General features: G+C 67.5%; 17 protein-coding genes. 14 read left to right on the top strand and 3 right to left on the bottom strand.

The window, feature by feature from the left end; all coding sequences use genetic code 11:
- Positions 1-74: 74 nt before the first annotated feature.
- Positions 75-2,039: an OPT family oligopeptide transporter gene (locus AC5P8Z_RS03660; protein WP_099553005.1), complete on the bottom strand. Its 1,965-nt coding sequence runs from the start codon at positions 2,037-2,039 to the stop codon at positions 75-77.
- Positions 2,040-2,239: 200 nt separating this feature from the next.
- On the opposite strand from AC5P8Z_RS03660, the gene AC5P8Z_RS03665 reads away from it, so the two are divergent.
- Both AC5P8Z_RS03665 and AC5P8Z_RS03670 read left to right on the top strand, forming a co-directional pair.
- Positions 2,240-3,388: an acetyltransferase domain-containing protein gene (locus AC5P8Z_RS03665; RefSeq protein ID WP_295565556.1), complete on the top strand. Its 1,149-nt coding sequence runs from the start codon at positions 2,240-2,242 to the stop codon at positions 3,386-3,388.
- 79 nt (positions 3,389-3,467) lie between these two features.
- Entirely contained in the window at positions 3,468-5,222 is a 1,755-nt protein-coding gene (locus AC5P8Z_RS03670; protein WP_286071233.1) for a peptide MFS transporter, read from the top strand.
- Positions 5,223-5,276: 54 nt separating this feature from the next.
- Here AC5P8Z_RS03670 and AC5P8Z_RS03675 read toward each other — a convergent pair whose 3' ends face one another.
- The gene (locus AC5P8Z_RS03675) at positions 5,277-7,238 is read right to left on the bottom strand and encodes an alpha/beta hydrolase family protein (protein ID WP_495228127.1); all 1,962 of its coding nucleotides are present in this window, start codon (positions 7,236-7,238) and stop codon (positions 5,277-5,279) included.
- Between the two features lie 168 nt (positions 7,239-7,406).
- On the bottom strand, positions 7,407-8,042 hold the full coding sequence (locus AC5P8Z_RS03680; RefSeq protein ID WP_005408523.1) for a LysE/ArgO family amino acid transporter: 636 nt from the start codon (positions 8,040-8,042) through the stop codon (positions 7,407-7,409).
- A 137-nt stretch (positions 8,043-8,179) separates the two neighbouring features.
- Here AC5P8Z_RS03680 and AC5P8Z_RS03685 point away from each other — a divergent pair, with 137 nt between their 5' ends.
- The 12 genes from AC5P8Z_RS03685 to AC5P8Z_RS03740 all read left to right on the top strand — a co-directional run bounded on the left by AC5P8Z_RS03685 (position 8,180) and on the right by AC5P8Z_RS03740 (position 21,842).
- Complete coding sequence (locus AC5P8Z_RS03685) at positions 8,180-9,085, top strand: LysR family transcriptional regulator ArgP (RefSeq protein WP_286071231.1); 906 nt, start codon at positions 8,180-8,182, stop codon at positions 9,083-9,085.
- Between the two features lie 172 nt (positions 9,086-9,257).
- A complete protein-coding gene (locus tag AC5P8Z_RS03690) occupies positions 9,258-9,704 on the top strand; it encodes a GNAT family N-acetyltransferase (RefSeq protein WP_286071230.1) in 447 nt (148 codons plus the stop codon).
- Between the two features lie 194 nt (positions 9,705-9,898).
- The gene (gene mqo, locus AC5P8Z_RS03695) at positions 9,899-11,587 is read left to right on the top strand and encodes a malate dehydrogenase (quinone) (protein ID WP_495228130.1); all 1,689 of its coding nucleotides are present in this window, start codon (positions 9,899-9,901) and stop codon (positions 11,585-11,587) included.
- Between the two features lie 326 nt (positions 11,588-11,913).
- A complete protein-coding gene (locus AC5P8Z_RS03700; protein WP_286071228.1) occupies positions 11,914-14,106 on the top strand; it encodes a TonB-dependent siderophore receptor in 2,193 nt (730 codons plus the stop codon).
- 272 nt (positions 14,107-14,378) lie between these two features.
- Complete coding sequence (gene mdcA, locus AC5P8Z_RS03705) at positions 14,379-16,022, top strand: malonate decarboxylase subunit alpha (RefSeq protein ID WP_495228132.1); 1,644 nt, start codon at positions 14,379-14,381, stop codon at positions 16,020-16,022.
- Between the two features lie 10 nt (positions 16,023-16,032).
- Entirely contained in the window at positions 16,033-16,353 is a 321-nt protein-coding gene (mdcC, locus tag AC5P8Z_RS03710; protein ID WP_295565550.1) for a malonate decarboxylase acyl carrier protein, read from the top strand.
- Complete coding sequence (locus AC5P8Z_RS03715; RefSeq protein ID WP_495228134.1) at positions 16,350-17,258, top strand: biotin-independent malonate decarboxylase subunit beta; 909 nt, start codon at positions 16,350-16,352, stop codon at positions 17,256-17,258. The genes mdcC and AC5P8Z_RS03715 overlap by 4 nt, the downstream gene beginning before the upstream one ends.
- Complete coding sequence (mdcE, locus tag AC5P8Z_RS03720; protein WP_495228136.1) at positions 17,255-17,965, top strand: biotin-independent malonate decarboxylase subunit gamma; 711 nt, start codon at positions 17,255-17,257, stop codon at positions 17,963-17,965. The genes AC5P8Z_RS03715 and mdcE overlap by 4 nt, the downstream gene beginning before the upstream one ends.
- Complete coding sequence (gene mdcG, locus AC5P8Z_RS03725; RefSeq protein ID WP_495228138.1) at positions 17,958-18,599, top strand: malonate decarboxylase holo-[acyl-carrier-protein] synthase; 642 nt, start codon at positions 17,958-17,960, stop codon at positions 18,597-18,599. The genes mdcE and mdcG overlap by 8 nt, the downstream gene beginning before the upstream one ends.
- A complete protein-coding gene (mdcB, locus tag AC5P8Z_RS03730; RefSeq protein ID WP_495228140.1) occupies positions 18,596-19,453 on the top strand; it encodes a triphosphoribosyl-dephospho-CoA synthase MdcB in 858 nt (285 codons plus the stop codon). The genes mdcG and mdcB overlap by 4 nt, the downstream gene beginning before the upstream one ends.
- Positions 19,450-20,370: a malonate decarboxylase subunit epsilon gene (gene mdcH, locus AC5P8Z_RS03735; protein ID WP_495228141.1), complete on the top strand. Its 921-nt coding sequence runs from the start codon at positions 19,450-19,452 to the stop codon at positions 20,368-20,370. Before mdcB ends, mdcH begins: the two co-directional genes overlap by 4 nt.
- Before the next feature lie 104 nt (positions 20,371-20,474).
- Positions 20,475-21,842: an SLC13 family permease gene (locus AC5P8Z_RS03740; protein WP_495228142.1), complete on the top strand. Its 1,368-nt coding sequence runs from the start codon at positions 20,475-20,477 to the stop codon at positions 21,840-21,842.
- The last annotated feature ends 77 nt before the right edge of the window (positions 21,843-21,919 follow it).

A 21,919-nucleotide genomic window follows, 5' to 3' on the forward strand; every position in this document is an offset into this window, starting at 1 on the left:
GTAGCGCGGTTTGCGGGGGGACTGCGTCGGGGTCAGAGCCCTTCCCGTTGGGCAGGTATCCGCCCCCCTTGGCATTACGCCACGGCGCGCTTGCCGGTGCGGTAGATCAGCCAGCCGACCAGGAACAGCACGGCCAGGCCGATCCACTGTGCGCCCGGCAGGTGGAACGGCACGGCCAGCACGTCGGCGCGGCTGCTGACCACGATCGGAATCGCGATGGCGATGCCCATCAGCGCCTCGCCGGTGATCAGGCCGGCGGCGAACAGCACGCCCGGCTTGTGCACGCGGTCGCGGCCTTCTTCGTCATCGGCGCGCACCTTGTGGAAGCGCTCGACCAGGTAGGCGATCAGGCCACCGAGGAAGATCGGCACCATCAGCTCCAGCGGCAGGTAGATGCCGATGGCCGCGGCCAGCACCGGCACGCGGAAGCGGGCGTTGCGCGACTTCAGCCAACTGTCGAAGGCGATGATGGCGGCACCGACCACGGCACCGATGCCGATGAAGGTCCACGGCAGTTCACCACCGAACAGGCCCTTGGCCACCGAGGCCATCAGGTTGGCCTGCGGCGCGGCCAGTGCGTTCGGGTGCAGCTCGGACTTCACGCCGATGCCGTAGGCGGTGGCCAGCAGGTTCAGCACCGGGGCCATGATCAGCGCGCACGAGAACGCACCGATGCCCAGCATCAGCTGCTGCTTCCACGGCGTGGCACCGACGATGTAGCCGGCCTTGAGGTCCTGCAGGTTGTCACCACCGACCGCGGCGGCGCAGCACACCACCGCGCCGATCATGATCGCGGCCACCGCACCCAGCGGCGCACCACCGGCACCGACCGGCTTGAGGCCGTCGGCGCCCAGCAGCACGACCAGTACGGCCGAGGCGAACAGGATGGTGGAGATGGTGATGCCCGAGACCGGGTTGTTGGACGAACCGATCAGGCCGGCCAGGTAGGCCGAGACCGACACGAACAGGAAGCCGGCGACGATCATGATGAGGGTCATCGGGATCGACACGTGCCACTGGCCGACGATGGCCTGGTACAGGGCCAGCAGCGGCAGCACGAAGGCCACCAGGGCGACCAGCATCCACTTCATCGGCAGGTCGCGCTCGGTGTGCGCCAGCACCGGGCCGCCACTCTTGCGGGCAGCCGCGAAGCCGCTCTTGACGCCGTTCAGCAGCGACTTGCGCAGCGAGATCAGGGTCCAGATGCCACCGATCAGCATCGCGCCGACGCCCAGGTAACGCATCTTCGCGCCCCAGATGGCGAACGCGGCTTCGGTGGACGAAGCGGTGGCGACCGACGCGGCCAGGGCCGGATCGGTGTTCATGAAGAACGCCTGGTAGATCGGGATGGCGATGTGCCAGGTCAGGATCGAACCGGACACCACCACGATGCCGACGTTGAGGCCGACGATGTAGCCCACGCCCAGCAGCGCCGGCGACAGGTTGGTGCCGATGAAGGCGGTGACCTTGGAGCTGCCGACATAGGCCGAGGTGGCCCAGGCGTCCGGGATCAGGCGCATGCCGCTTTCCGCGGCCAGCTTCACGAACGCGCCGATCACCGCCGACAGGCCGAGGATCTTCAGGCCCGGGCCCGGGTTCTCACCGGCCTTGAGCACTTCGGCCGCGGCCTTGCCTTCCGGGAACGGCAGCGGATCTTCAACGATCATCGAACGGCGCAGCGGCACCGAGAACAGCACGCCCAGCAGGCCGCCCAGACCGGCGATGCCCAGTACCCACCAGTACTTGAAGTCCGGCCAGTAGCCCATGATCACCAGCGCGGGGATGGTGAAGATGACGCCGGCGGCGATCGACGAGCCGGCCGAGGCGCCGGTCTGCACGATGTTGTTTTCAAGGATGGAGCCACCGCCCAGCAGGCGCAGCACGCCCATGGAAATCACCGCGGCGGGAATGGCGGTGGCGATGGTCAGGCCTGCGAACAGACCGAGGTAGGCGTTTGCGGCCGACAGCACCACCGCCAGCACGATGGCCAGGGCCACTGCGCGGAAGGTGAGCTGCTTGGGCGCAGCGTCGTGGTTCATGGAAGCCCCTGCTGGCAAAAAATCCCTGCCACGCTAGCGTTCAGGACAGATCAAGTCCAGCGTGCCAAAGGATGGGGGCCTGTGCTGCAGCGCAATGGGCCAGTACGTGGACCGGCAATCGACCGACCCGGCAAAGTCCGGTTGGGCACGCCGCAAATGATATGTTATATCTTAATGCTACCTTGTTGTTCCTGCGTCGCATGCCCCCTTCCCCCTCCCCCCGCCTGGCCTCCATCGACCAGCTGCGCGGCACCGTGATGCTGCTGATGTTGCTGGACCACGTGCGCGAGACCTTTTTCCTGCAGTACCAGGTGAGCGACCCGATGGATGCCTCCACGGTCTCGCCGGCCCTGTTCGCCTGCCGCCTGCTGGCCCATCTGTGCGCCCCGGTATTCGTGTTGCTGACCGGCCTTTCGGCCTGGCTGTACGGCCAACGCCAGGCGGATCCGCGCCGGGCCACCGCAGCCTTCCTGCTCAAGCGCGGGCTGTTCCTGGTCGTGCTGGAACTGACCCTGGTGAATTTCGCCTGGACCTTCCAGCTGCCGCCGGACACGCTGTACCTGCAGGTGATCTGGGCCATCGGGCTGAGCATGATCGCGCTGGCCGGCCTGTTGTGGCTGCCGCGCCCGGCCCTGCTGGTGCTGGGCGTGCTGCTGGTGGCCGGCCACAATCTGTTCGATGGGGTGCGGGTGGAAGGGAATGGCGTACTGGCCGTGCTGTGGAAGGTGCTGCACCAGCGCGACTGGATCGACGCAGGGGTGATGCGCCTGCGCACCTCCTATCCGGTGCTGCCGTGGATCGGGGTGATCGCACTGGGTTATCTGATGGGGCCGTGGTTCACCCGCGAGCGCGCACCGGAGCAGCGCCAGCGCGGGCTGCTGTGGACAGGCGTCGGCGCGCTGGCCCTGTTCGCATTGCTGCGGTTCGCCAACCAGTACGGGGATGCCCCCTGGCAATACCAGGCCACGACGCTGCGCACCTGGCTGAGCATCCTCAACATCACCAAGTACCCGCCGTCGCTGCAGTTCCTGCTGCTGACCCTGGGCGTGGGACTGCTGTTGCTGCGCCTGTACGAATGGCCACCCCTGGCGCGTGCGCTGCGCCCGCTGGCCGATATCGGCGCCGCGCCGATGTTCTTCTACCTGCTGCACCTGTATGTGCTGAAGGGGCTGTACCTGGCCGCGCTGGCTATCTGGGGACCGACGCACGGTGACCTGTACGCACTGGATTCGGTGGCCGGCCTGCTGCTGGTGGCCTGTGCGCTGGCGGTGGTGCTGTACCCGCCGACGCGGGCCTTCGCGCGGTTCAAAGCGCGAAGGCGCGATCTGGCGTGGTTGCGATACCTGTGATCGCCCAGACCAGTCCGGCAATCCACGCATGGCGTGGATCCACTGAAAGCGGATCGGGCCACAGTCCTATAATTCCGCGATGAATTCCACCGCTATCGCTTCCGACGATTTCCTGGGCCACCCCAAGGGCGTCTACGTATGCTTCTTCACTGAAATGTGGGAGCGCTTCTCCTTCTACGGCATGAAGGCACTGCTGCTGCTGTACCTCACCAAATACCACCTGTTCGGCGACAAGGCCGGCCTGGACCTGCTCGGTGCCTACGGTGGCCTGGTGTACTGCATCCCGGTATTCGGCGGCATGCTGGCCGACCGCTGGCTGGGCATGCGCCGGGCGGTGCTGTTCGGCGGCATCCTGCTGGTGCTTGGCCACCTCGGCATGGCCTTCGAGGGCCACCCGGCGTACCGGGTCAACGGTGAGGTGGTGCGCGACACCTCGGCGCTGGCGGTGACCTACCTGTCGCTGGCACTGATCATCATGGGCGTGGGCTTCCTGAAGCCGAACATCTCCACCATCGTCGGCAAGCTCTACGCCAAGGACGATCCGCGCCGCGATTCGGGTTTCTCGCTGTTCTACGCCGGCATCAATCTGGGCGCGCTGTTCTCGTCCCTGGTGTGCGGTTTCCTCGGCGAAGCCTACGGCTGGAAATACGGCTTCGGTGCCGCGGGTATCGGCATGCTGGCCGGCCTGGCGATGTTCCTGTGGGGACAGAAGTACCTGCAGGGCCACGCCGAACCGCCACAGCCGGCCGCGCTGAAGCAGAAGGTGCTGGGCCTGCCCCGCGAATGGCTCATCTATCTGTGCGCGGTGCTCGGTGTGCTGCCGGTGGCGTGGCTGATGTGGGCGGCTGGCAATGGCGCGTTCGCGCTCGGCGGTGAAATCAGCCTGGCGTTGATGCTCATGCTGGTGGTGCTGGGCGGCGTGCTGGTCTGGTTCGCCTGGTTCACCGGCACGCAGTGCACGCCGGTGCAGCGCCAGCAGATGATCGCGCTGATGGTGCTGATCTTCATGGCGCTGGTGTTCTTCACGATGTACGAGCAGTCCTACGGCTCGTGGGTGACCTTCACCGACCGCCTGTTGACCAAGGATATCGTGCCGTCGCTGGTGATCACCGGCGGCACTCCACTGCCATGGTCGATCATCTCGCTGCTGCTGGCACCGCTCGGCTTCGTGGTCAGCGCACGGTTGTCCGAGCGCCGTCCGGGCTCGTCGGCACCTCGCATCTTCTTCGCCGCCATCGTGGTGCTGATGCTGGTGCTGCTGGTACGCGACTGTCTGGTGATTCCGCAGACCGCCGGCTCGCTGACCTACCTGGGCGGCCTGTTCCTGGTGCTGCTGGCACCGGCCTTCGCCGCACTGTGGACGTGGATGGACCGTCGCGGCTGGGAGCCGGGCAAGCCGGTGAAATCCGCCTGGGGTCTGGTGATCGGCGCGCTGTCGTTCGTGCCGCTGGCACTGGCCGCACAGCAGGTCGGCGCTACCGGCGAGATGGCCAGTGTGTGGTGGCTGGTGCTGGCCTACTTCCTGCTGGCCAGTGGCGAGATGTGCCTGTCGCCGGTCGGCCTGTCGGCGGTCACCCAGTTGGCCGTGCCGCGGGTGATGAGCCTGATGATGGGCACCTGGTTCCTGGCCACCGCATTCTCGGAGACGCTGGCCGCGCTGTTCGGCAAGCTGGCCGCGATCGAGGTACCCGAAGGCGAATCGCTGGACATGGTGGCTGCGGCCGGTGCCTACGCGCACCTGTTCTGGCTGCTGATGTGGATCGGCCTGGGGTGTGCGCTGGCCGCCTTCATCGCCGCGCCGTTGCTGAAGCGGATGATGCACGGGGTCAAATAGGCCCAGCGCAGGCAGGAACCGGGGCGGCGGATGAGTCATCGGCCGCCCTTTGCGTTACGGCGCCTTGCCCTTGCTGTCCGGTGCCGTGGCGGTCTTGCCGCCGAGGCTGCGCGACAGGAAGGCCAGCAGCCTGCAGTAGTACTCGCTGCGATGGGCCTCGGTGTAGAAGCCGTGGCCCTCGGTCCGGTAGTAGAGGCTTTCCACCGGCGTGCCGGCACGCTTGAGGGCCGCTTCCATGCGCTCGGTATGCTGGATCGGGGCGCGCTTGTCTTCACCGCCTGCCGCCAGGAACACCGGCACCTTGATCCGATCCGCCAGGTTCACCGGCGAGAGCGCACCCAGCGTTGCCGGATCACCCAGCCACTCGCGCAGATAGCCCGTTGTCGAATCGCTGCCTTTGGCGTCGCCGCTGGTAAACATCAGCGGCAGGTCGTAGACGCCCACATAGCCGGCCGCGCACTGGTACAACCCTGGCTCGCGGGCAGCGCCCATCATCGCCGAGTAGGCACCGTAGCTGGCACCGTAGATGCAGATGCGCCGGGCATCGGCGATGCCTTCGCTGATCGCCCAGCGTGTGGCGTCAGTCACGTCGTCCTGCATCGTGCCGCCCCATTGCTTCAGTGCGGCCCGGCTGTGGGCACGGCCGTAGTTGCCCGAGCCACGGAAATTGATCTGCAGCACGGCGTATCCGGCAGCGGCCAGCAACTGGTTCTCGCGATCGAAACGACCGTCGTCGAATATTCCGATCGGCCCGCCATGCGGCACCACCACCATCGGCAGGTCACGGCCGGAACTGCCATGGGGCACGGTCAGGAACCCATGGAGGTCCATTCCGTCGCGCGCCTTCAGCAGGACCGGCCGCACCGAAGCGGTGGTCTCCGGGTCAAACCACTCGCTGCGGGCCAACAGGAAGCGCGCTTGGTTGCGGTCACGGTCGTAGAGATAGAACTCGCCCGGATTGGAACCGGATCCGGTTTCCACCAGCAGGCGGCGACCGTCGCGGGTACTGGAGGTGATGAACACTGCACGCCCGGGGAAGGCCGCTTCCAGGCTGCGGTACAACCGCGCCTCCTCGGAGCTCTCGTCGAAGAACCGGGTATGCGGTGTGTTTCCCAGGAACACCGCGCCGACCGGCACAGTGCTGCCCGGGCGGTGGATCAGTCGCGCCGGATCGACGACCTCGTCGCGCAGCACGACCTTGCGCTCCTGCGTCGCCGGGTTCCAGCTGACGATGGCATCGGGGCCGCTCGGCTGCTCACTGAGCAGGTAGGCCAGCTGACCGTCGGCGGAAAAGCCCAGCGCCGCCTCGCCGCGACCACTGCGTTTCTCATCATTGACCAGCACCCAGTCGCCACCGTTGCGGTGGTAGAGCCGTCGGACGTTATCGGTACCGACGCCCTGGACGAAACGCACGTCGCCTCGGGCATCCACCACATAGGAGGCACCCGGCATCGGCGCGCGGGCCAGCAGGCGCTGCTTGCCGCTTGCCAGTTCAAGCTGGGCCGCATAGCCATTGGCGTCCAGCCGCGATCCACCCACCGCGATGACCACATGGGCATCGTCGCCCGGCAAGGCGTCACTGAGGAACGCCGCAGCCGACGTCCGGTACTTGGGCCGCACGCGCAGGCCAAGATCGCGGTAGCCCACCAGTAGTTCCGGTCGCCCGGTGCGCGCATCAAGGGTGAGCAGCTCGCCGGTGGCCCAGGGCGCATCGCGGGTGCCGAACTTCTGCGCCAACCCGAACATCACCTGATCGTTGTTGACCCAGTGCATGTCGAAGACATGCGAATTGAGTGGCGGCCGCAGGTTGCCCACCGGCGTGTTGTCGTCCGTGCGCAGGATGATCACGGCGGTGAATCCGTCGCCGGGCACGGTTGCCGCCAAGTATTCGCCCCCGGGGGACAGCAGGACATCGCCGAACTTGTCCGCCCGCACGTAGGCGCCCAGATCGACCGCAGCAGCGGTTCCACACCATAGTCCCGCCACGATGAGGGCGGCCAGCCAGCGCTTGTGCATCCATCTCTCCCCTGCCTGGACCCCTTGTCCCGGCTGGCCGATTCTAGGCAGGCCAGTGCCCCGCCCGCCAGTGGCGCGCAAAAAACGACGGCACCGTTGCCGGTGCCGTCGTTACCACTACCTTGGAGAGAGAGAGTCAGGACGTGGGTTCGGGGGGCGTGCGCCGGGTCAATGGACCCCGCGCACCGCCAACGTGAGGGCCAGGATGCTGAGGATCACCGCGATGGTGCCGTCGAGCACGCGCCAGGTGCTGGGCTTGGTGAACAGCGGCGCCAGCAGGCGCGCGCCCAGGCCCTGCGCGGTCAGCCACAGGCAGCTGGCGGTGACCACGCCGGCGGCGAAGGCCATGCGGGCGTTGCCGAAGTTCTCGGCAATCGAACCGATCACCATCATGTCCAGCCAGAAGTGCGGGTTGATCAGCGAGAAACCGACCGCGGCCATCAGCACCGCGCGGCGGCTGCCGTCGTCGCTGTCGGCCTCGCCCATGCCGCCCCCACCGGCGATCGCACGGCGCGCCGACTTCATCGCGTACCACGCCAGGAACGCCACGCCGGTCCACAGCACGGCGGTGGTCAGCCACGGCAGCGCCGAAGTGAGCGTGCGCAGGCCGGCCACACTGGCAAAGATGAAGATCGCATCGATGGCCGCACAGGTGGCGACCACCGGCACGATGTGCTTGCGCAGGATGCCCTGGCGCAGGATGAAGGCGCTCTGGGCGCCGACCACGGCGAACAGGCCGATGCCGGTGGCTGCACCAGAGAACCAGGCACCGAGGCCGGTGCTGGCGGAGATGACCGAGAACATGGGATTCACTGCCTTTGCTTGCTTGGGGGACGGTGCCTCGCGAAGGCGGACAGCACCGGAACGAGCGCCATTGTCGCGCCGCAACATGAGAAAGACGAGCTAAACTTCCTAAACCAACATTAGCGGAGCTTAATTCGATGCGTATCGATCATGCCCAGCTGCGTGCCCTGGCCGCGGTGATCCGCGAAGGCAGCTTCGACCGCGCCGCGCAGTCGCTGAATGTCACCCCGTCCGCCATCTCGCAGCGGGTCAAAGCGCTGGAAGACCGGATCGGCCGCCTGCTGGTCAAGCGTGGCACCCCGGCCACCGCCACTGCCGAGGGTCAGCTGCTGGTGCAGCTGGCCGAGCAGACCGCCCTGCTCGAACACGATGCATTGCACCGGATGGGCCTGGCGGACGAGGATCTGCCACAGGCCAGCATCCCGGCGGCGGTGAACCACGACAGCCTGGAGACCTGGTTCCCGCAGGCGGCCTATCAGTTCGCACAGACCACCGGCACCACGCTGGACCTGCGCGTAGAGGACCAGGACCACACCGTCGAACTGCTGCGCCAGGGCACGGTGCTCGGTGCAGTGACCACACTGGACGAGCCGGTGCAGGGTTGCCAGATCCACGCGCTGGGCAGCATCCGCTATGCGGCGACCTGCACCCCTGAGTTCCGCGAGCGCCATTTCGCCAAGGGCGTGACCGCGCAGGCGCTGGCGCAGGCCCCGGTGCTGGTGTTCAACCGCAAGGACGACATGCAGTCGCGCTTTGCCCGGCGCATGGCCGGCGACGACCTGCCCAGCACCGCGCCGACCTGGTGGATCCCGTCCACCCGCGCTTTCGTGCAGGCCAACCTGGGCGGCATGGGCTGGACCATGAACCCCCTGCCGCTGGTGAAGCGGCACCTGGACGCCGGCCGCCTGGTCTACGTGCGCCAGCGCGCCTGGGAAGACGTACCGCTGTACTGGCAGCACTGGAAGGGCGACGTGCAGACCATGGCGCTGCTGACCCGCGCGGTGCTGGACGCGTCCTCCGCGCTGATCCGGCGCAAGCGCTGAAAAAAAAGCGGACTGAGGGGATCACGTCATCTTTGCCCTGCATGACGTTTGGGCCTTAAACGACTTAATCGCCTCCGTCTCCTTTTTCTCCATCCAATCTCCATGCGCCCTACACACCGGGTCCATGCGTGATGCGGATACTGGCCGGCCGATCACTGCAAGGAAGCCCTGCATGCCCGTATTCGTCCGCGATGCGCGCCCCGAAGACGCTGCCGCCTGCATCGACCTGCGTGGGCGCACCCGCGAGAACGCCTTCAGCGCCGCGCAACTGGCGGAGCTGGGCATCACCGCGCAGACATGGGCCGAAGCCATCTCGGCAGGCGACTTCATCGGCCGCATCGCCTGGGACGGCGAGCGCATGGCCGGCTACTGTTTCGCCGATCGCGACAGTGGCGAAGTACTGGTGCTGGCCCTGCTGCCTGAATATGAAGGCCGCGGCATCGGCCGCCAGCTGCTGCAGGAGGTGGTCAGCCTGACCCGCGATGCCGGCCACCCGCGGCTGTTCCTGGCCTGCTCGGCCGACCCGCGCTCGCGCTCGCACGGCTTCTACCGGCGCCTGGGCTGGCGCCCGACCGGGGAGGTCGACGAGGCCGGTGACGAGATTCTTGAGTTGGTTTGATTGACGGCGCCGCCAGGCATCGCCCGGCGCTACCGGGTAAGGATGGCGCGAAGTGCCGGATGCTGCGTTGCATCAAAAACGGACCGGATCCGGTTAGAATCGCAGCTGGATGCTGCAAGGCGTTGTTTCTTCACGCCCTTTCCCTGCTCCCTGCGCATCCTGAACTCCTCCCCTCCGCCAACGATCCCGCCCCCATGAAGAAATTTGGCAAGGCTCTTCTCGCCCTGCTCGTGCTGCTGTTGCTGGCCGCCGCGCTGTTCCTGTACTGGCCGCTGACCCAGCGCTCGGTGCCCGCCGCCAGCAATGACAAGCCCGTCGACGTTGTGCTGGTCGGCGCCGGCATCATGAGCATCACCCTGGCCACCTACCTGCAGGAACTGCAGCCGGACTGGAACATCCAGGTCTACGAACGCCTCGACACCGTCGCCGGCGAAAGCTCCGATGGCTGGAACAACGCCGGCACCGGCCACTCGGCCTTCGCCGAACTGAACTACACCCCGGAACTGCCCGACGGCAGCATCGAGACCAAGCGCGCGGTCGGCATCGCCGAATCGTTCGAGGTCTCGCGCCAGTTCTGGTCGCACCAGGTCAAGGAAGGGCGGCTGAGCCAGCCCAGCGACTTCATCAACCCGACCCCGCACATGAGCTTCGTCTGGGGCGATGACAACATCGCCTACCTGCACAAGCGCCAGCAGGCCCTGGTGAAGAATCCGCTGTTCTACGGCATGCAGTACTCCGAAGATCCGGCACAGATCAAGCAGTGGGCACCGCTGCTGATGGAAGGCCGTGACCCGAAGCAGAAGGTGGCCGCGACCTGGATGCCGCTCGGTACCGACGTCAACTTCGGCGTGATCACCCGCCAGCTGACCACCGGCCTGCAGCGCAGTCCGAACTTCAGCCTGCACCTGAACCATGAAGTGAGCGCGCTGCGGCAGAACGCCGACAAGAGCTGGAACGTGACGGTGAAGGACCTCAAGGCCGGCACCGAGTCCACCACCCACGCCCGCTTCGTGTTCATCGGTGCCGGTGGCGCCGCGCTCAAGCTGCTGCAGATGTCGGGCATCCCGGAATCCAAGGACTACGCCGGCTTCCCGGTCGGTGGCCAGTTCCTGGCCTTCCAGGGCCAGGACGTGACCTCGCGCCACGGCGTGAAGGCCTACGGCATGGCCGAGACCGGCTCCCCGCCGATGTCGGTGCCGCATCTGGATGCGCGCAAGCTGGACGGCAAGCCGGTGGTCCTGTTCGGGCCGTTCGCGCTGTACAGCACCAAGTTCCTCAAGCACGGCTCGTGGTGGGACCTGTACTCGTCAGTCACCCACAACAACGTCGGCCCGATGCTGGAAGTGGGCAAGGACAACCTTGATCTGGTGCAGTACCTGATGGGCCAGGCGCGCCTGAACGATGCTGATCGCCAGGCCGAGCTGGTCAAGTACTTCCCCAACGCCAAGCCGGGCGACTGGAAGCTGATCACCGCCGGCCAGCGCGTGCAGATCATCAAGCGCGACCCGCTGAAGGGCCCGGTGCTGCAGTTCGGTACCGAGATCGTGACCGACAAGGACCACACCATCGCCGCGCTGCTGGGCGCCTCGCCGGGCGCGTCGACTTCGCCGCCGATCATGCTGGACCTGATGGCCAAGGCCTTCCCGGACCAGATGAAGGCCGGTTGGGAAGCGCGCCTGCGCGAGATCGTGCCGTCGTACGGGCGCAAGCTCAACGACAGCGCCGCGCTGACCAACGAGATCCGCACGCTGACCAGCCAGACCCTGCACCTGCCCTACCTGGAAGTGCCGGTGGATGCCAATGCGGCAGCGCCTGCGCCGACCGCGGTTCCGGCGCCGGCCAAGGAAAAGCGAAACGCCAACGAGGAACTGCAGGCGCTTTAAGCCCGCCATTTCCTTTCGATGCAGACGGACGGCCACCTTCGGGTGGCCGTTCGTTTTTTGGGAGGGGCTCCCTGGTGTAGAGCCGAGCCCATGCTCGGCTCCAGCCAGAAGCAGCCGAGCATGGGCTCGGCTCTACGGACGGCCGTGCCCGGTGCCAGGACGCCCCTGCGCATCGATACGAATTGTAATGTTGTTAAGAATTATTTACATTTGCGCCCTGCGCAGTGACCGCGCCCTCCCAGATGGACCTGATGTGCCCGAAGCCGCCGCCCCGGGTACTGGACGACTGTCGCCACCCTTCCCCGCTTCCAAGCCTCGAGCCCACCATGTCCTTGACCCTGCGTAACCGCCTGCCCCGCCGCGCGCTGCTGCCGGCTGCCCTGCTTTCGTCGCTGTCCCTGCTGGCGGCGCCCAGCGCGTTTGCTGCCGCCGACGGCTCAGCTGATGCCAAGACCCTGGACCGGGTCAGCGTCCGTGCCGAGCAGTCCGCTCCGCCATCCAGCACCACCCGCCTGCCGATCACGCTGCAGGAAACCCCGCAGTCGGCCACGGCGATCAGCCTGAAGCGCCTGCAGGACGAATCGCTGTTCAGCATCAACGACGTGATGCGCAACGTCACCGGCGTCAGCGTGTCCTTCTATGACACCCAGCGGCCGCTGTACTACGCACGCGGCTTCGCCATCACTGACTTCCAGGTCGACGGCATCCCGACCTACAGCGGTTCGACCAACCAGGAGTACGACACCGCCTTCTATGACCGCATCGAGGTGATCCGCGGTGCCAACGGCCTGCTCAGTGGCGCCGGCGTGCCGTCGGCCACGGTCAACCTGCTGCGCAAGCGCCCGGGCAAGGAGTTCGATGCCTCGTTCGCGATCAGCGCCGGCAGCTGGGACTACCGGCGCATGGAGGCGGACGTGACTGCGCCGCTGACCGATGATGGCCGTTTCCGCAGCCGCGTGGTCGCCGCCTATACCGATCGTGGCCTGTATTACGATCGCTACGACGAGAACAAGATGGCCGGCATGGCGGTGCTGGAAGGCGACGTCACCGACAGCACCACGATCACCCTCGGCTACCAGAGCCAGGACAACAACCCGACCGGCTCGACCTGGGGCACCGTGCCGTTCTTCGACAACCAGGGCAACTTCGCCCACCTGCCGCGTTCGACCAACCTGTCGCCGAAGTGGAGCTACTGGAAGCGCGAGAGCAACACCGCGTTCGCCAACCTCGAACAGCGCTTCGGTGACAACTGGCTGCTGAAGATCAACACCGCCTACACCCGTGGCAACGTGCAGAACGTGCGCCTGTACGGCACCGGCAACCCGGACCCGGTGACCGGCTCGGGCATCTTCCTGCGCGCGGCCGCCGGTGATTCCAAGGACACCCGCCGCAACGTCGACGCCTACCTGACCGGCAGCTTCGACCTGTTCGGCCGCGAGCACGACCTCACCGTTGGCGCGCAGTGGTCGGACCTGGAAGGCACGACGAACACCCTCGCGCTGAACTACCCGACCGACTGGGCGCGCTGTGGCAGCGAACGCTGCTACTACATCCCCAATGTGTACAGCTGGAACGGCGACATCTCCGAAGTGACCTACCGTCGTACCGGCGCACGCCGCGTAGCCAAGACCACGCAGAGTGGCGTGTACCTGGCCACCCGCCTGCGCCTGGCCGATCCGCTGTCGCTGATTGCAGGCGCGCGGCTAAGCCGCTGGGAAACCCTCAGCCGCTCCTACAACGCGGCAGGCGCCTATACCGGCACCAGCGGCGCCTACAAGGTGAGCGATGAAGTCACCCCGTACGTGGGCCTGGTCTACGACATCACCCCCAACGTGTCGGCCTACGCCAGCTACACCGAGATCTTCAATCCGCAGAACTACAAGGACCGCAACGAGAACCTGCTGGCGCCGGTGCAGGGTTCGAACCTGGAGGCAGGCATCAAGACGCAGTGGTTCGATGGCCGCCTGACCGCCAACGCCGCCGTGTTCGAAGCCAAGCAGGACAACTATGCAGTGCGTGACATGGGCGTACCGGAAGGCTCGCTGAGCGATGGCACCTCGGCCTACATCGGCGTCAACGGCACCAAGGCGCGCGGCTGGGAGATGGACGTCAATGGCGAGATCCTGCCGGGGTGGACGGTCAACGCCGGCTACACTCACGTCAAGGTGACCCGCGCCGCCACCGACCTGCTGTACGCCAACCCGCCCAAGGACCTGCTGCAGCTCAACACGCAGCTGCAGCTGCGCGGCGCGCTGGAACGACTGAGCATCGGTGGCGGGGTGCAGTGGCAGAGCAAGGTGCAGGGCTACAACATCGCGTATCCGCTGGGCGGCACGGTCACAGTGAACCAGCCGGCGTACTCGCTGGTGCAGTTCAACGCCAACTACCGCATCAGCGACAACTGGACCGCGACGCTGAGCGTGCGCAACGCGCTGGACAAGACCTACTGGGCCAACCTGGACTACAACAACTTCGGCGAGCCGCGCTTCGTGTCGGCCAGCCTGCGCTGGAAATTCTAAGCCCGCCGCATGCCGGGGTCGGATCCCTTTCCGCAGGAAAGCTCTGACCCCACATCGGGGCCCTATCCACGCATGCCCTGGAACTACCGGCGCAAGCGCGGTGGGTGCCGACCGTTGATCGGCACCTGCCTCCCCGCACTGCCACGACCGACGGTCGCGGCCTACCTGAATGGGCCCGCCTGCGTGCGGGCCTTTTTTTTTGCTGCGCTGCGGGTTGCACATCCCTTTGTAATTATGCCGTAATTATTCCGACACCAATCGGAAGCCGGTCGATGAACCCGAGCTGGGACACGTTGGAACGCAGCCGCCAGGCCCGCCTGGAACGGGCAGCGCCTTGGGCCCGGGGCCGCGAAGTCGCCGCCGCCAATGTGGGCGAGCTGCTGCACGCGCTGCTGGAGCCGGGCGACAAGGTCTGCCTGGAGGGCAACAACCAGAAGCAGGCCGACTTCCTGGCCCAGGCGCTGGCCGATCTGGACCCGGCACGGGTGCACGACCTGCACATGGTGCAGTCGGTGCTGTCCCTGCCCTCGCACCTGGATGTGTTCGAGCGCGGCATCGCGTCCAAGCTGGATTTTTCGTTCTCTGGCCCGCAGTCGGTGCGGCTGGCCAACCTGGTGGCCGAAGGCCGCATCCAGATCGGCGCCATCCACACCTACCTGGAACTGTTCGGCCGCTACTTCATCGACCTGACCCCGCGCGTGGCCCTGGTCGCCGCGCAGGCCGCCGACCGCCACGGCAACCTCTACACCGGCCCGAACACCGAAGACACCCCGGTGATCGTCGAAGCCACCGCCTTCGGTGGCGGCATCGTCATCGCCCAGGTCAACGAAATCGTCGACACCCTCCCCCGCGTCGATATCCCCGCTGATTGGGTCAACTTCGTGGTGCAGGCACCGCGCCCGAACCACATCGAACCGCTGTTCACCCGCGACCCCGCGCAGATCTCCGAGATCCAGGTGCTGATGGCGATGATGGCCATCAAGGGCATCTACGCCGAGTACGGCGTCAACCGCCTCAACCATGGCATCGGCTTCGACACCGCGGCCATCGAGCTGCTGCTGCCGACCTACGCCGAATCGCTGGGGCTGAAGGGAAAGATCTGCCAGCACTGGGCGCTGAACCCGCACCCGGCGCTGATTCCGGCGATCGAATCGGGCTTCGTCAAATCGGTGCATTCGTTCGGTTCGGAACTGGGCATGGAGAAGTACATCGCCGCACGTGGCGATGTGTTCTTCACCGGTGCAGACGGTTCGATGCGCTCCAACCGCGCGTTCTCGCAGACCGCCGGCCTGTATGCCTGCGACATGTTCATCGGCTCGACCCTGCAGATCGACCTGCAGGGCAACAGCTCCACCGCCACCCGCGACCGCATCGCCGGTTTCGGTGGCGCACCCAACATGGGTTCGGACGCACGCGGACGCCGCCACGCCAGCGACGCGTGGATCAAGGCTGGCCAACAGGCCGCGCGACCGGGCGAGATGCCGCGCGGGCGCAAGCTGGTGGTGCAGATGGTGGAAACCTTCCGCGAGCACATGGCGCCGGCCTTCGTTGAACGACTGGACGCCTGGGAACTGGCCGAGCGCGCGGACATGCCGCTGCCGCCGGTGATGATCTACGGCGACGACGTCAGCCACGTCTTGACCGAGGAAGGCATCGCCAACCTGCTGCTGTGCCGCACGCCGGAGGAACGCGAACAGGCGATCCGCGGCGTCTCCGGCTACACCGCCGTCGGCCTTGGCCGCGACCGCGCGACGGTGGAGAACCTGCGCGACCGCGGCGTGATCCGTCGTCCTGAAGATCTTGGCATCTCACCGCGCGATGCCAGCCGTGACCTGCTGGCCGCGCGTTCGGTCAAGGACCTGGTGCGCTGGTCCGGCGGACTGTACGACCCGCCCAAGCGCTTCCGCAACTGGTAAGGGACTGAGCATGGAAACCCTCGACTATCGATTCGACGGCCGTACCCCCGTGCGGTTCCCGCGCGATGCGGTGCTGGTGGGCGTGCTCGCCTCGGGCAACCTGGAAATCCTGCTGGAACCCGCCGCACTGGACGGCGCAATGACGGTGCGCATCATCACCGCCGCGCAGGGCTTCGGCACCATCTGGCAGGCGGTCATCGCCGATTTCGCCCAGCGCCATCCACTGCGCGATGTACGCGTGTCGATCAACGACGCCGGCGCGACGCCGGCCGTGGTCAGCCTGCGCCTGGATCAGGCCGTGGAAACCCTGCTGGCCGGAGGCACGCCATGAGCCACGTGCAACGCCACAGCTATTACGAAGCCGATGCACGCGAACGCATCGCCGGCCTGGTCGACGCCGGTTCATTCCGCGAATTCCTCGGCCCCGCACGGCGCATCATGAGCCCGCACCTGGCCCAGCTCGACCAGCCGGCCGCCTTCGATGATGGCATCGTCGTCGGCGAAGCGACGCTGCAGGGCAGGCGCGTGCTGCTGGCCGCGCAGCAGGGCGAATTCATGGGCGGTGGTGTCGGCGAAGTGCACGGCGCCAAGCTGACCGGCCTGCTGCGCCGCGCGGCGGAAACGCAGCCCGATGGCGTGCTGCTGCTGCTGGATACCGGCGGCGTGCGCCTGCACGAGGCCAATGCCGGTCTGATCGCTATTTCCGAAATCATGCGCGCCACCCTGGGCGCACGCGCCGCCGGCGTACCGGTGGTGGCGCTGATCGGCAGCGGCAACGGCGCGTTCGGCGGCATGGGCATCGTCGCCCGCTGCTGCACCACGGTCATCATGTCCGAGGAAGGCCGGCTGTCGCTGTCCGGGCCGGAAGTGATCGAGACCGTGCGCGGCGTGGAAGAGTTCGATTCGCGCGACCGCGCACTGGTCTGGCGCGTCACCGGCGGCAAGCACCGCTATCTGATCGACCAGGCGCAGGTGCTGGTACCCGATTCGATCGAAGCCTTCGCCCGCGCCGCCGCCAATGCATTGCAGGTCGACGCCGCTAGCCGCGATACCGACACCGCCTTGAGCGCCCTGCAGGCCCGTCACGCCGCGCTGAAGGCACGCGTGCAGGCCTGGGGCGACTGCCGCGATGGACTGGCGATCTGGGCCCGCCAAGGCATTGCCGAGCCCGAACGCCTGCCGCTGCTGGACACCGACGCCTTCCTCGCCGCCACCGCCGACCGGAGCCTGCCATGAGCGCCCCGCTGCAGACCCTGCTCGACGCCCTGTTCCCGCGCGGCCACCGCATCGACATCCACGATTCGGTGCTGACCGGTACGGCCACTACCGAAGATGGCGAAGTGACGGTGATCGGCACCACCGACCGCATCGAGGTCGGCGTCGACCACGCGCTGGCGCTGGCCGAAACCGTGCTGGCCAGTACCGCCGCACACCCGCAGCGACCGATCGTGATGCTGGCCGACACCGCCGGCCAGCGCCTGGCCCGCCGCGATGAACTGCTGGGCATCAACGGCTGTTTCGCCCACCTCGCGCAGACGATCGACCTGGCCCGCCGTCGTGGCGCGCGCCTGGTCACCCTGGTCTACGGCGAATCGGTGAGCGGCGGCTTCCTGTCCTTCGGCCTGATGGCCGACCACATCCATGCCCTGCCCGATGCACAGGTGCGGGTGATGGACCTGCGCGCGATGGCGCGGGTGACAAAGCAACCACTGGAAAAACTGCAGGCACTCAGCCAGAGCTCGCCGGTGTTCGCACCGGGCGTGGCCAACTACGTGTCGATGGGCGCGGTCGAATCGCTGTGGGACGGTGACCTCACCCTGCACCTGCTGCAGGCGCTGCGCACGCCCAGCGACGGCGACCTGCGTGCCGCACGCGGCGCCGAACGTGGTGGCCGGGCGCTGGCGGCCGATGTCTGCACTGCGGTGGCCCGCGGCGATGCCTGACCGGCCCGCCCGCCACACGCTGGTCTGGCTGTCGGCGCTTGCCGACTGGCGGGCCGACGTGGCCGCGCAGGAACCGCGCCTGGCGGCGTGGTTCGCGCAGGGGCTGCCGGCGATGGTGGCGCGGCGTGCCGTGGATGATCCCGACCCGCGCCTGCGCCTGGGCGTGCCGCTGCCGCCGAGCGAAGGCAAACAACGCCTGGCGCTGCGCGTGCCGCTGCACGACGTGCTGCGCCAGCAGCCGCCGCCGACGCTGGAAGCCATCCTCACCAGCGGCGTTCCCAGCCACTGGCAGGCCGCGCTGCACGCACTGGCGCGCCTTGCGCCTGCCCGTGTGTTCGGTGCCTTCGCCTGGCAGCACCTGAGTGGCCTGCCCTATGTGCATGCCGCATCGGACATCGACCTGCTGTGGCAGGTGGACGCCACGGCACAGGCCGATGCACTGGTGGCGCGACTGCAGCAGTGGGAAGCCGAGCACGGCCGTCGGGTGGATGGCGAACTGTGCCTGGCCGACGGCGGCGCGGTGAACTGGCGCGAATACGCCGGTGGCAGCCGCCAGGTGCTGGTAAAACGCCTGGAAGGTGCTGCGCTCGAAGCCCGCGAACGACTGTTCGTGGCCACCGGAGTGGCCGCATGAACGCACTCGCCCATGCCACCCGCCCCGACGCGCGCCGCGTCGACAGCGCGCGCCTGGGCCGCCTGGCCATCGCCAGCCTGCATGCCGAACTGGCCTGCGCGCCCAAGCCGGGCCTGGTCACGCCGTTCGATACCGGCAGCCATGACGACATGGATGCCGGTACGTTCCTGCGCAGCCTGTTCGCGCTGCGCCACTACTTCACCGCGATTGCCGACGCCGGTGCTGCTGATGCGCCGTTTGCCAGCCTGCGCGCGCACGGCATCGCCGCCGAGCACGCGATGCTGCGCGCCACCGGCGGCATCAATACCCATCGCGGCGCCATCTTCAGCCTGGGCCTGCTGGTCGCCGCTGCCGCCCGCTGCCGCCGCCAGCAGGGCCACCCCGCGCCCGCCGCGCAGATCTGCCTGGCCGTGCAGCACTGGGCCGATGCGTTCGCCGCGGCGCCGCTGGATGCGAACAGCCCCGGCCAGCGGGCGCGCGCGCGCCATGGTGTGCCGGGCGTGCGCGAACAGGCCGCCGCCGGTTACCCCGTGCTGCGCGACCTGGCCGTACCGACCCTGCGCCATGCCCTGCACAACGGCCTGCCGCGTGGTGCGGCGCTGTGCCAGACCCTGATGCAGTTGGTCGCGCAGGTGGACGATCTCAACCTGCTGCACCGTGGCGGCGCCGATGGTCTGGCCTGGGCGCAGCAGCAAGCGCGCCGCTTCATCGAGGTGGGCGGTGCCTTTGCGCCTGGCTGGCAGGCACGCCTGCGCGGCATCGGTGAGGGCTTCGTCGCGCGCCGCCTGAGCCCTGGTGGCAGCGCCGACCTGCTGGCCTGCAGCTGGTTCCTGCTGCAGCAGGAGGGCACATGAGCCTTGCCCTGCTCTGCCCCGGACAAGGTGCGCAGCACGCGGCGATGTTCGACCGCGTGCGCGAGCTGCCCGCTGCCCGAGACGTGCTGGCGTCGGCCAGCGCCGCGCTCGGCCGTGATGTGTTCGCGGCCGCTGCCGACGAAGCACGCTTCGACAACGCGCTGGCGCAACCGCTGCTGTGTGCCGCAACGTTGGCGCACTGGCACGGCCTGCGCGAAGCACTTCCGGCACCGCTGCTGGTGACCGGCTACAGCATTGGTGAACTGGCCGCGCATGCAGTTGCCGGCAGCGTTGATGCAAGCGTCTGCCTGGCCCTGGCCGCGCAGCGCGCGCGGCTGATGGATGCCGCCAGCCCCGCCGATGCAGGCATGCAGGCCGTGCTGGGGCTGGAGCGCCACACGCTGCAACAGCTGTGTGATGCACACGGTGCGCATGTGGCGATTTCCAACGGTCGCGATCACTTCGTCGTCGGCGGCACCCAGGCTTCCCTGCGGGCGCTGGCCGATGCCGCTCGCGCGCAGGGCGCGGAGGTCCGCCCACTGCCGGTGCATGTCCCCGCGCATACGCCGCTGCTGCACGCCGCCGTCGCACCGTTCGCCGCCGCACTCGATGTCTCGGCGCTGCAGCCCCCGCGCCTGCCGCTGCTGGCCGGCATCGATGCGCGCCCGGTGCGGGACCGCGCGGCAGCGGTGCACACGCTGTCGGCGCAGCTGGCACAGACCATTCAATGGGCGCAGGTGATGCGCCAGGCCTTCGAGCGCGGCGCGCGGGTATTCCTGCAGCTGGGCCCGGGCAATGCATTGGCGCGCATGGTCGCGCCGTCCTATCCGTGCTGCGAGGTTCGCGCGGTGGAAGAGTTCCAGAGCCTGGACGGCGCGGCGGCATGGGTCCGCAGCGCGCTGGAGCGGCTGCAGTAACGGGTTCGAGCAGTACGTATCACGCATCACGTTGTACGACGCCTTACCCCGGGATGGCGGGTCTCCATCCGAGCTGTACCCGAGTCACGTGTCTGGGAGGGCGCATGAGTCCACAAATCGCAACGATCATCGGTCTGGTGATCATGTTCATCGTCGCTACCGCGATGCCCATCAACATGGGTGCGGTGGCTTTCGCCCTCGCCTTCATCATCGGCGGGATCTTCGTCGACATGGGTGGCAAGGACGTGCTCGCCGGCTTCCCCGGTGACCTGTTCCTGACCCTGGTCGGCATCACCTACCTGTTCGCCATCGCGCAGAAGAACGGCACCATCGACCTGCTGGTGCACTGGGCGGTGAAAGCGGTACGCGGCCATATCGTGGCCATTCCGTGGGTGATGTTCGTCATCACCGCCGTGCTCACCGCCTTCGGCGCGCTGGGCCCGGCCGCGGTGGCCATCATCGGCCCGGTGGCACTGCGCTTTGCCAAGCAGTACACCATCAACCCGCTGATGATGGGCTTGCTGGTGATCCACGGCGCGCAGGCCGGTGGCTTCTCGCCGATCAGCGTGTACGGCAGCATCACCAACGGCGTGGTGCAGAAGGCCGGTCTGGAAGTGACCGAGATGGCGGTGTTCCTGACCAGCCTCGGCTTCAACTTCATGATGGCCATCATCTGCTTCCTGGCCTTCGGTGGCGTCGCGCTGATGCGCCGCGGTTCGATCACCGCCGCCGGTAGCGTCGGCAACGCCGAACTGGCCATGGCTGGCGGCCCGCAGGCGTCGTCGCGGCAGTTCGCCATCGAAGGCCACGGCGCGCTGGTCGCCGCCGGTGGTGGCACGCTGTCCAATGATCCGGCCGCGCTGGATGCGGTGGGCTTCACCCGCGAGCGTCTGTTCACCCTGGTCGGCCTGCTCGGCCTGGGCGTGGCCGCGCTGATCTACAACCTCAACGTCGGCCTGGTCTCGATCACCGTCGCGGTGGTGCTGGCCCTGCTCTCGCCGCAGAGCCAGAAGGGTGCGGTCGATGGCATCAGCTGGTCGACCGTGCTGCTGATCTGCGGCGTGGTGACCTATATCGGCGTGCTCGAAAATGCTGGTGCGGTGGACTTCATCGGCCATGGTGTTTCCAGCATCGGCATCCCGCTGCTGGGTGCGCTGCTGGTCTGCTACGTGGGCGGCATCGTGTCCGCATTCGCCTCCTCGGCGGCCGTGCTGGGCGCGACCATTCCGCTGGCGGTGCCGTTCCTGCTGCAGGGCCACCTGGGTGCGGCCGGCGTGATCTGCGCGCTGGCGGTGTCGTCCACCATCGTCGACGTCAGCCCGTTCTCGACCAACGGCGCGCTGGTGGTGGCCTCGGCCGCGAAGGAAGAGCGCGAGACGCTGTTCCGCCGCTTCCTGGTGTACAGCGGCCTGGTGGTGGCGTTCGGCCCGCTGCTGGCCTGGCTGGTGTTCGTGGTACCGGGCTGGATGTGAGTGCGAGGGGCGCCGGAGGATTCCGGTGCCTTTCAAGCCACAGGGCGGGATAGGCCGGGGAGGCGACTGGGTGGAGT

The organism is Stenotrophomonas sp. YJH_SMC_17 (assembly GCF_059371655.1).

Coding starts and splice junctions, on each gene's coding strand:
- AC5P8Z_RS03660 (WP_099553005.1), bottom strand. CDS start 2,039: ATGAACCACGACGCTGCGCCCAAGCAGCTCACCTTCCGCGCAGTGGCC.
- mdcA (WP_495228132.1), top strand. CDS start 14,379: ATGAACCCGAGCTGGGACACGTTGGAACGCAGCCGCCAGGCCCGCCTG.
- AC5P8Z_RS03685 (WP_286071231.1), top strand. CDS start 8,180: ATGCGTATCGATCATGCCCAGCTGCGTGCCCTGGCCGCGGTGATCCGC.
- mdcH (WP_495228141.1), top strand. CDS start 19,450: ATGAGCCTTGCCCTGCTCTGCCCCGGACAAGGTGCGCAGCACGCGGCG.
- mqo (WP_495228130.1), top strand. CDS start 9,899: ATGAAGAAATTTGGCAAGGCTCTTCTCGCCCTGCTCGTGCTGCTGTTG.
- mdcB (WP_495228140.1), top strand. CDS start 18,596: ATGAACGCACTCGCCCATGCCACCCGCCCCGACGCGCGCCGCGTCGAC.
- AC5P8Z_RS03690 (WP_286071230.1), top strand. CDS start 9,258: ATGCCCGTATTCGTCCGCGATGCGCGCCCCGAAGACGCTGCCGCCTGC.
- AC5P8Z_RS03680 (WP_005408523.1), bottom strand. CDS start 8,042: ATGTTCTCGGTCATCTCCGCCAGCACCGGCCTCGGTGCCTGGTTCTCT.
- AC5P8Z_RS03715 (WP_495228134.1), top strand. CDS start 16,350: ATGAGCCACGTGCAACGCCACAGCTATTACGAAGCCGATGCACGCGAA.
- mdcC (WP_295565550.1), top strand. CDS start 16,033: ATGGAAACCCTCGACTATCGATTCGACGGCCGTACCCCCGTGCGGTTC.
- AC5P8Z_RS03675 (WP_495228127.1), bottom strand. CDS start 7,238: ATGCACAAGCGCTGGCTGGCCGCCCTCATCGTGGCGGGACTATGGTGT.
- AC5P8Z_RS03670 (WP_286071233.1), top strand. CDS start 3,468: ATGAATTCCACCGCTATCGCTTCCGACGATTTCCTGGGCCACCCCAAG.
- AC5P8Z_RS03740 (WP_495228142.1), top strand. CDS start 20,475: ATGAGTCCACAAATCGCAACGATCATCGGTCTGGTGATCATGTTCATC.
- mdcE (WP_495228136.1), top strand. CDS start 17,255: ATGAGCGCCCCGCTGCAGACCCTGCTCGACGCCCTGTTCCCGCGCGGC.
- AC5P8Z_RS03700 (WP_286071228.1), top strand. CDS start 11,914: ATGTCCTTGACCCTGCGTAACCGCCTGCCCCGCCGCGCGCTGCTGCCG.
- AC5P8Z_RS03665 (WP_295565556.1), top strand. CDS start 2,240: ATGCCCCCTTCCCCCTCCCCCCGCCTGGCCTCCATCGACCAGCTGCGC.
- mdcG (WP_495228138.1), top strand. CDS start 17,958: ATGCCTGACCGGCCCGCCCGCCACACGCTGGTCTGGCTGTCGGCGCTT.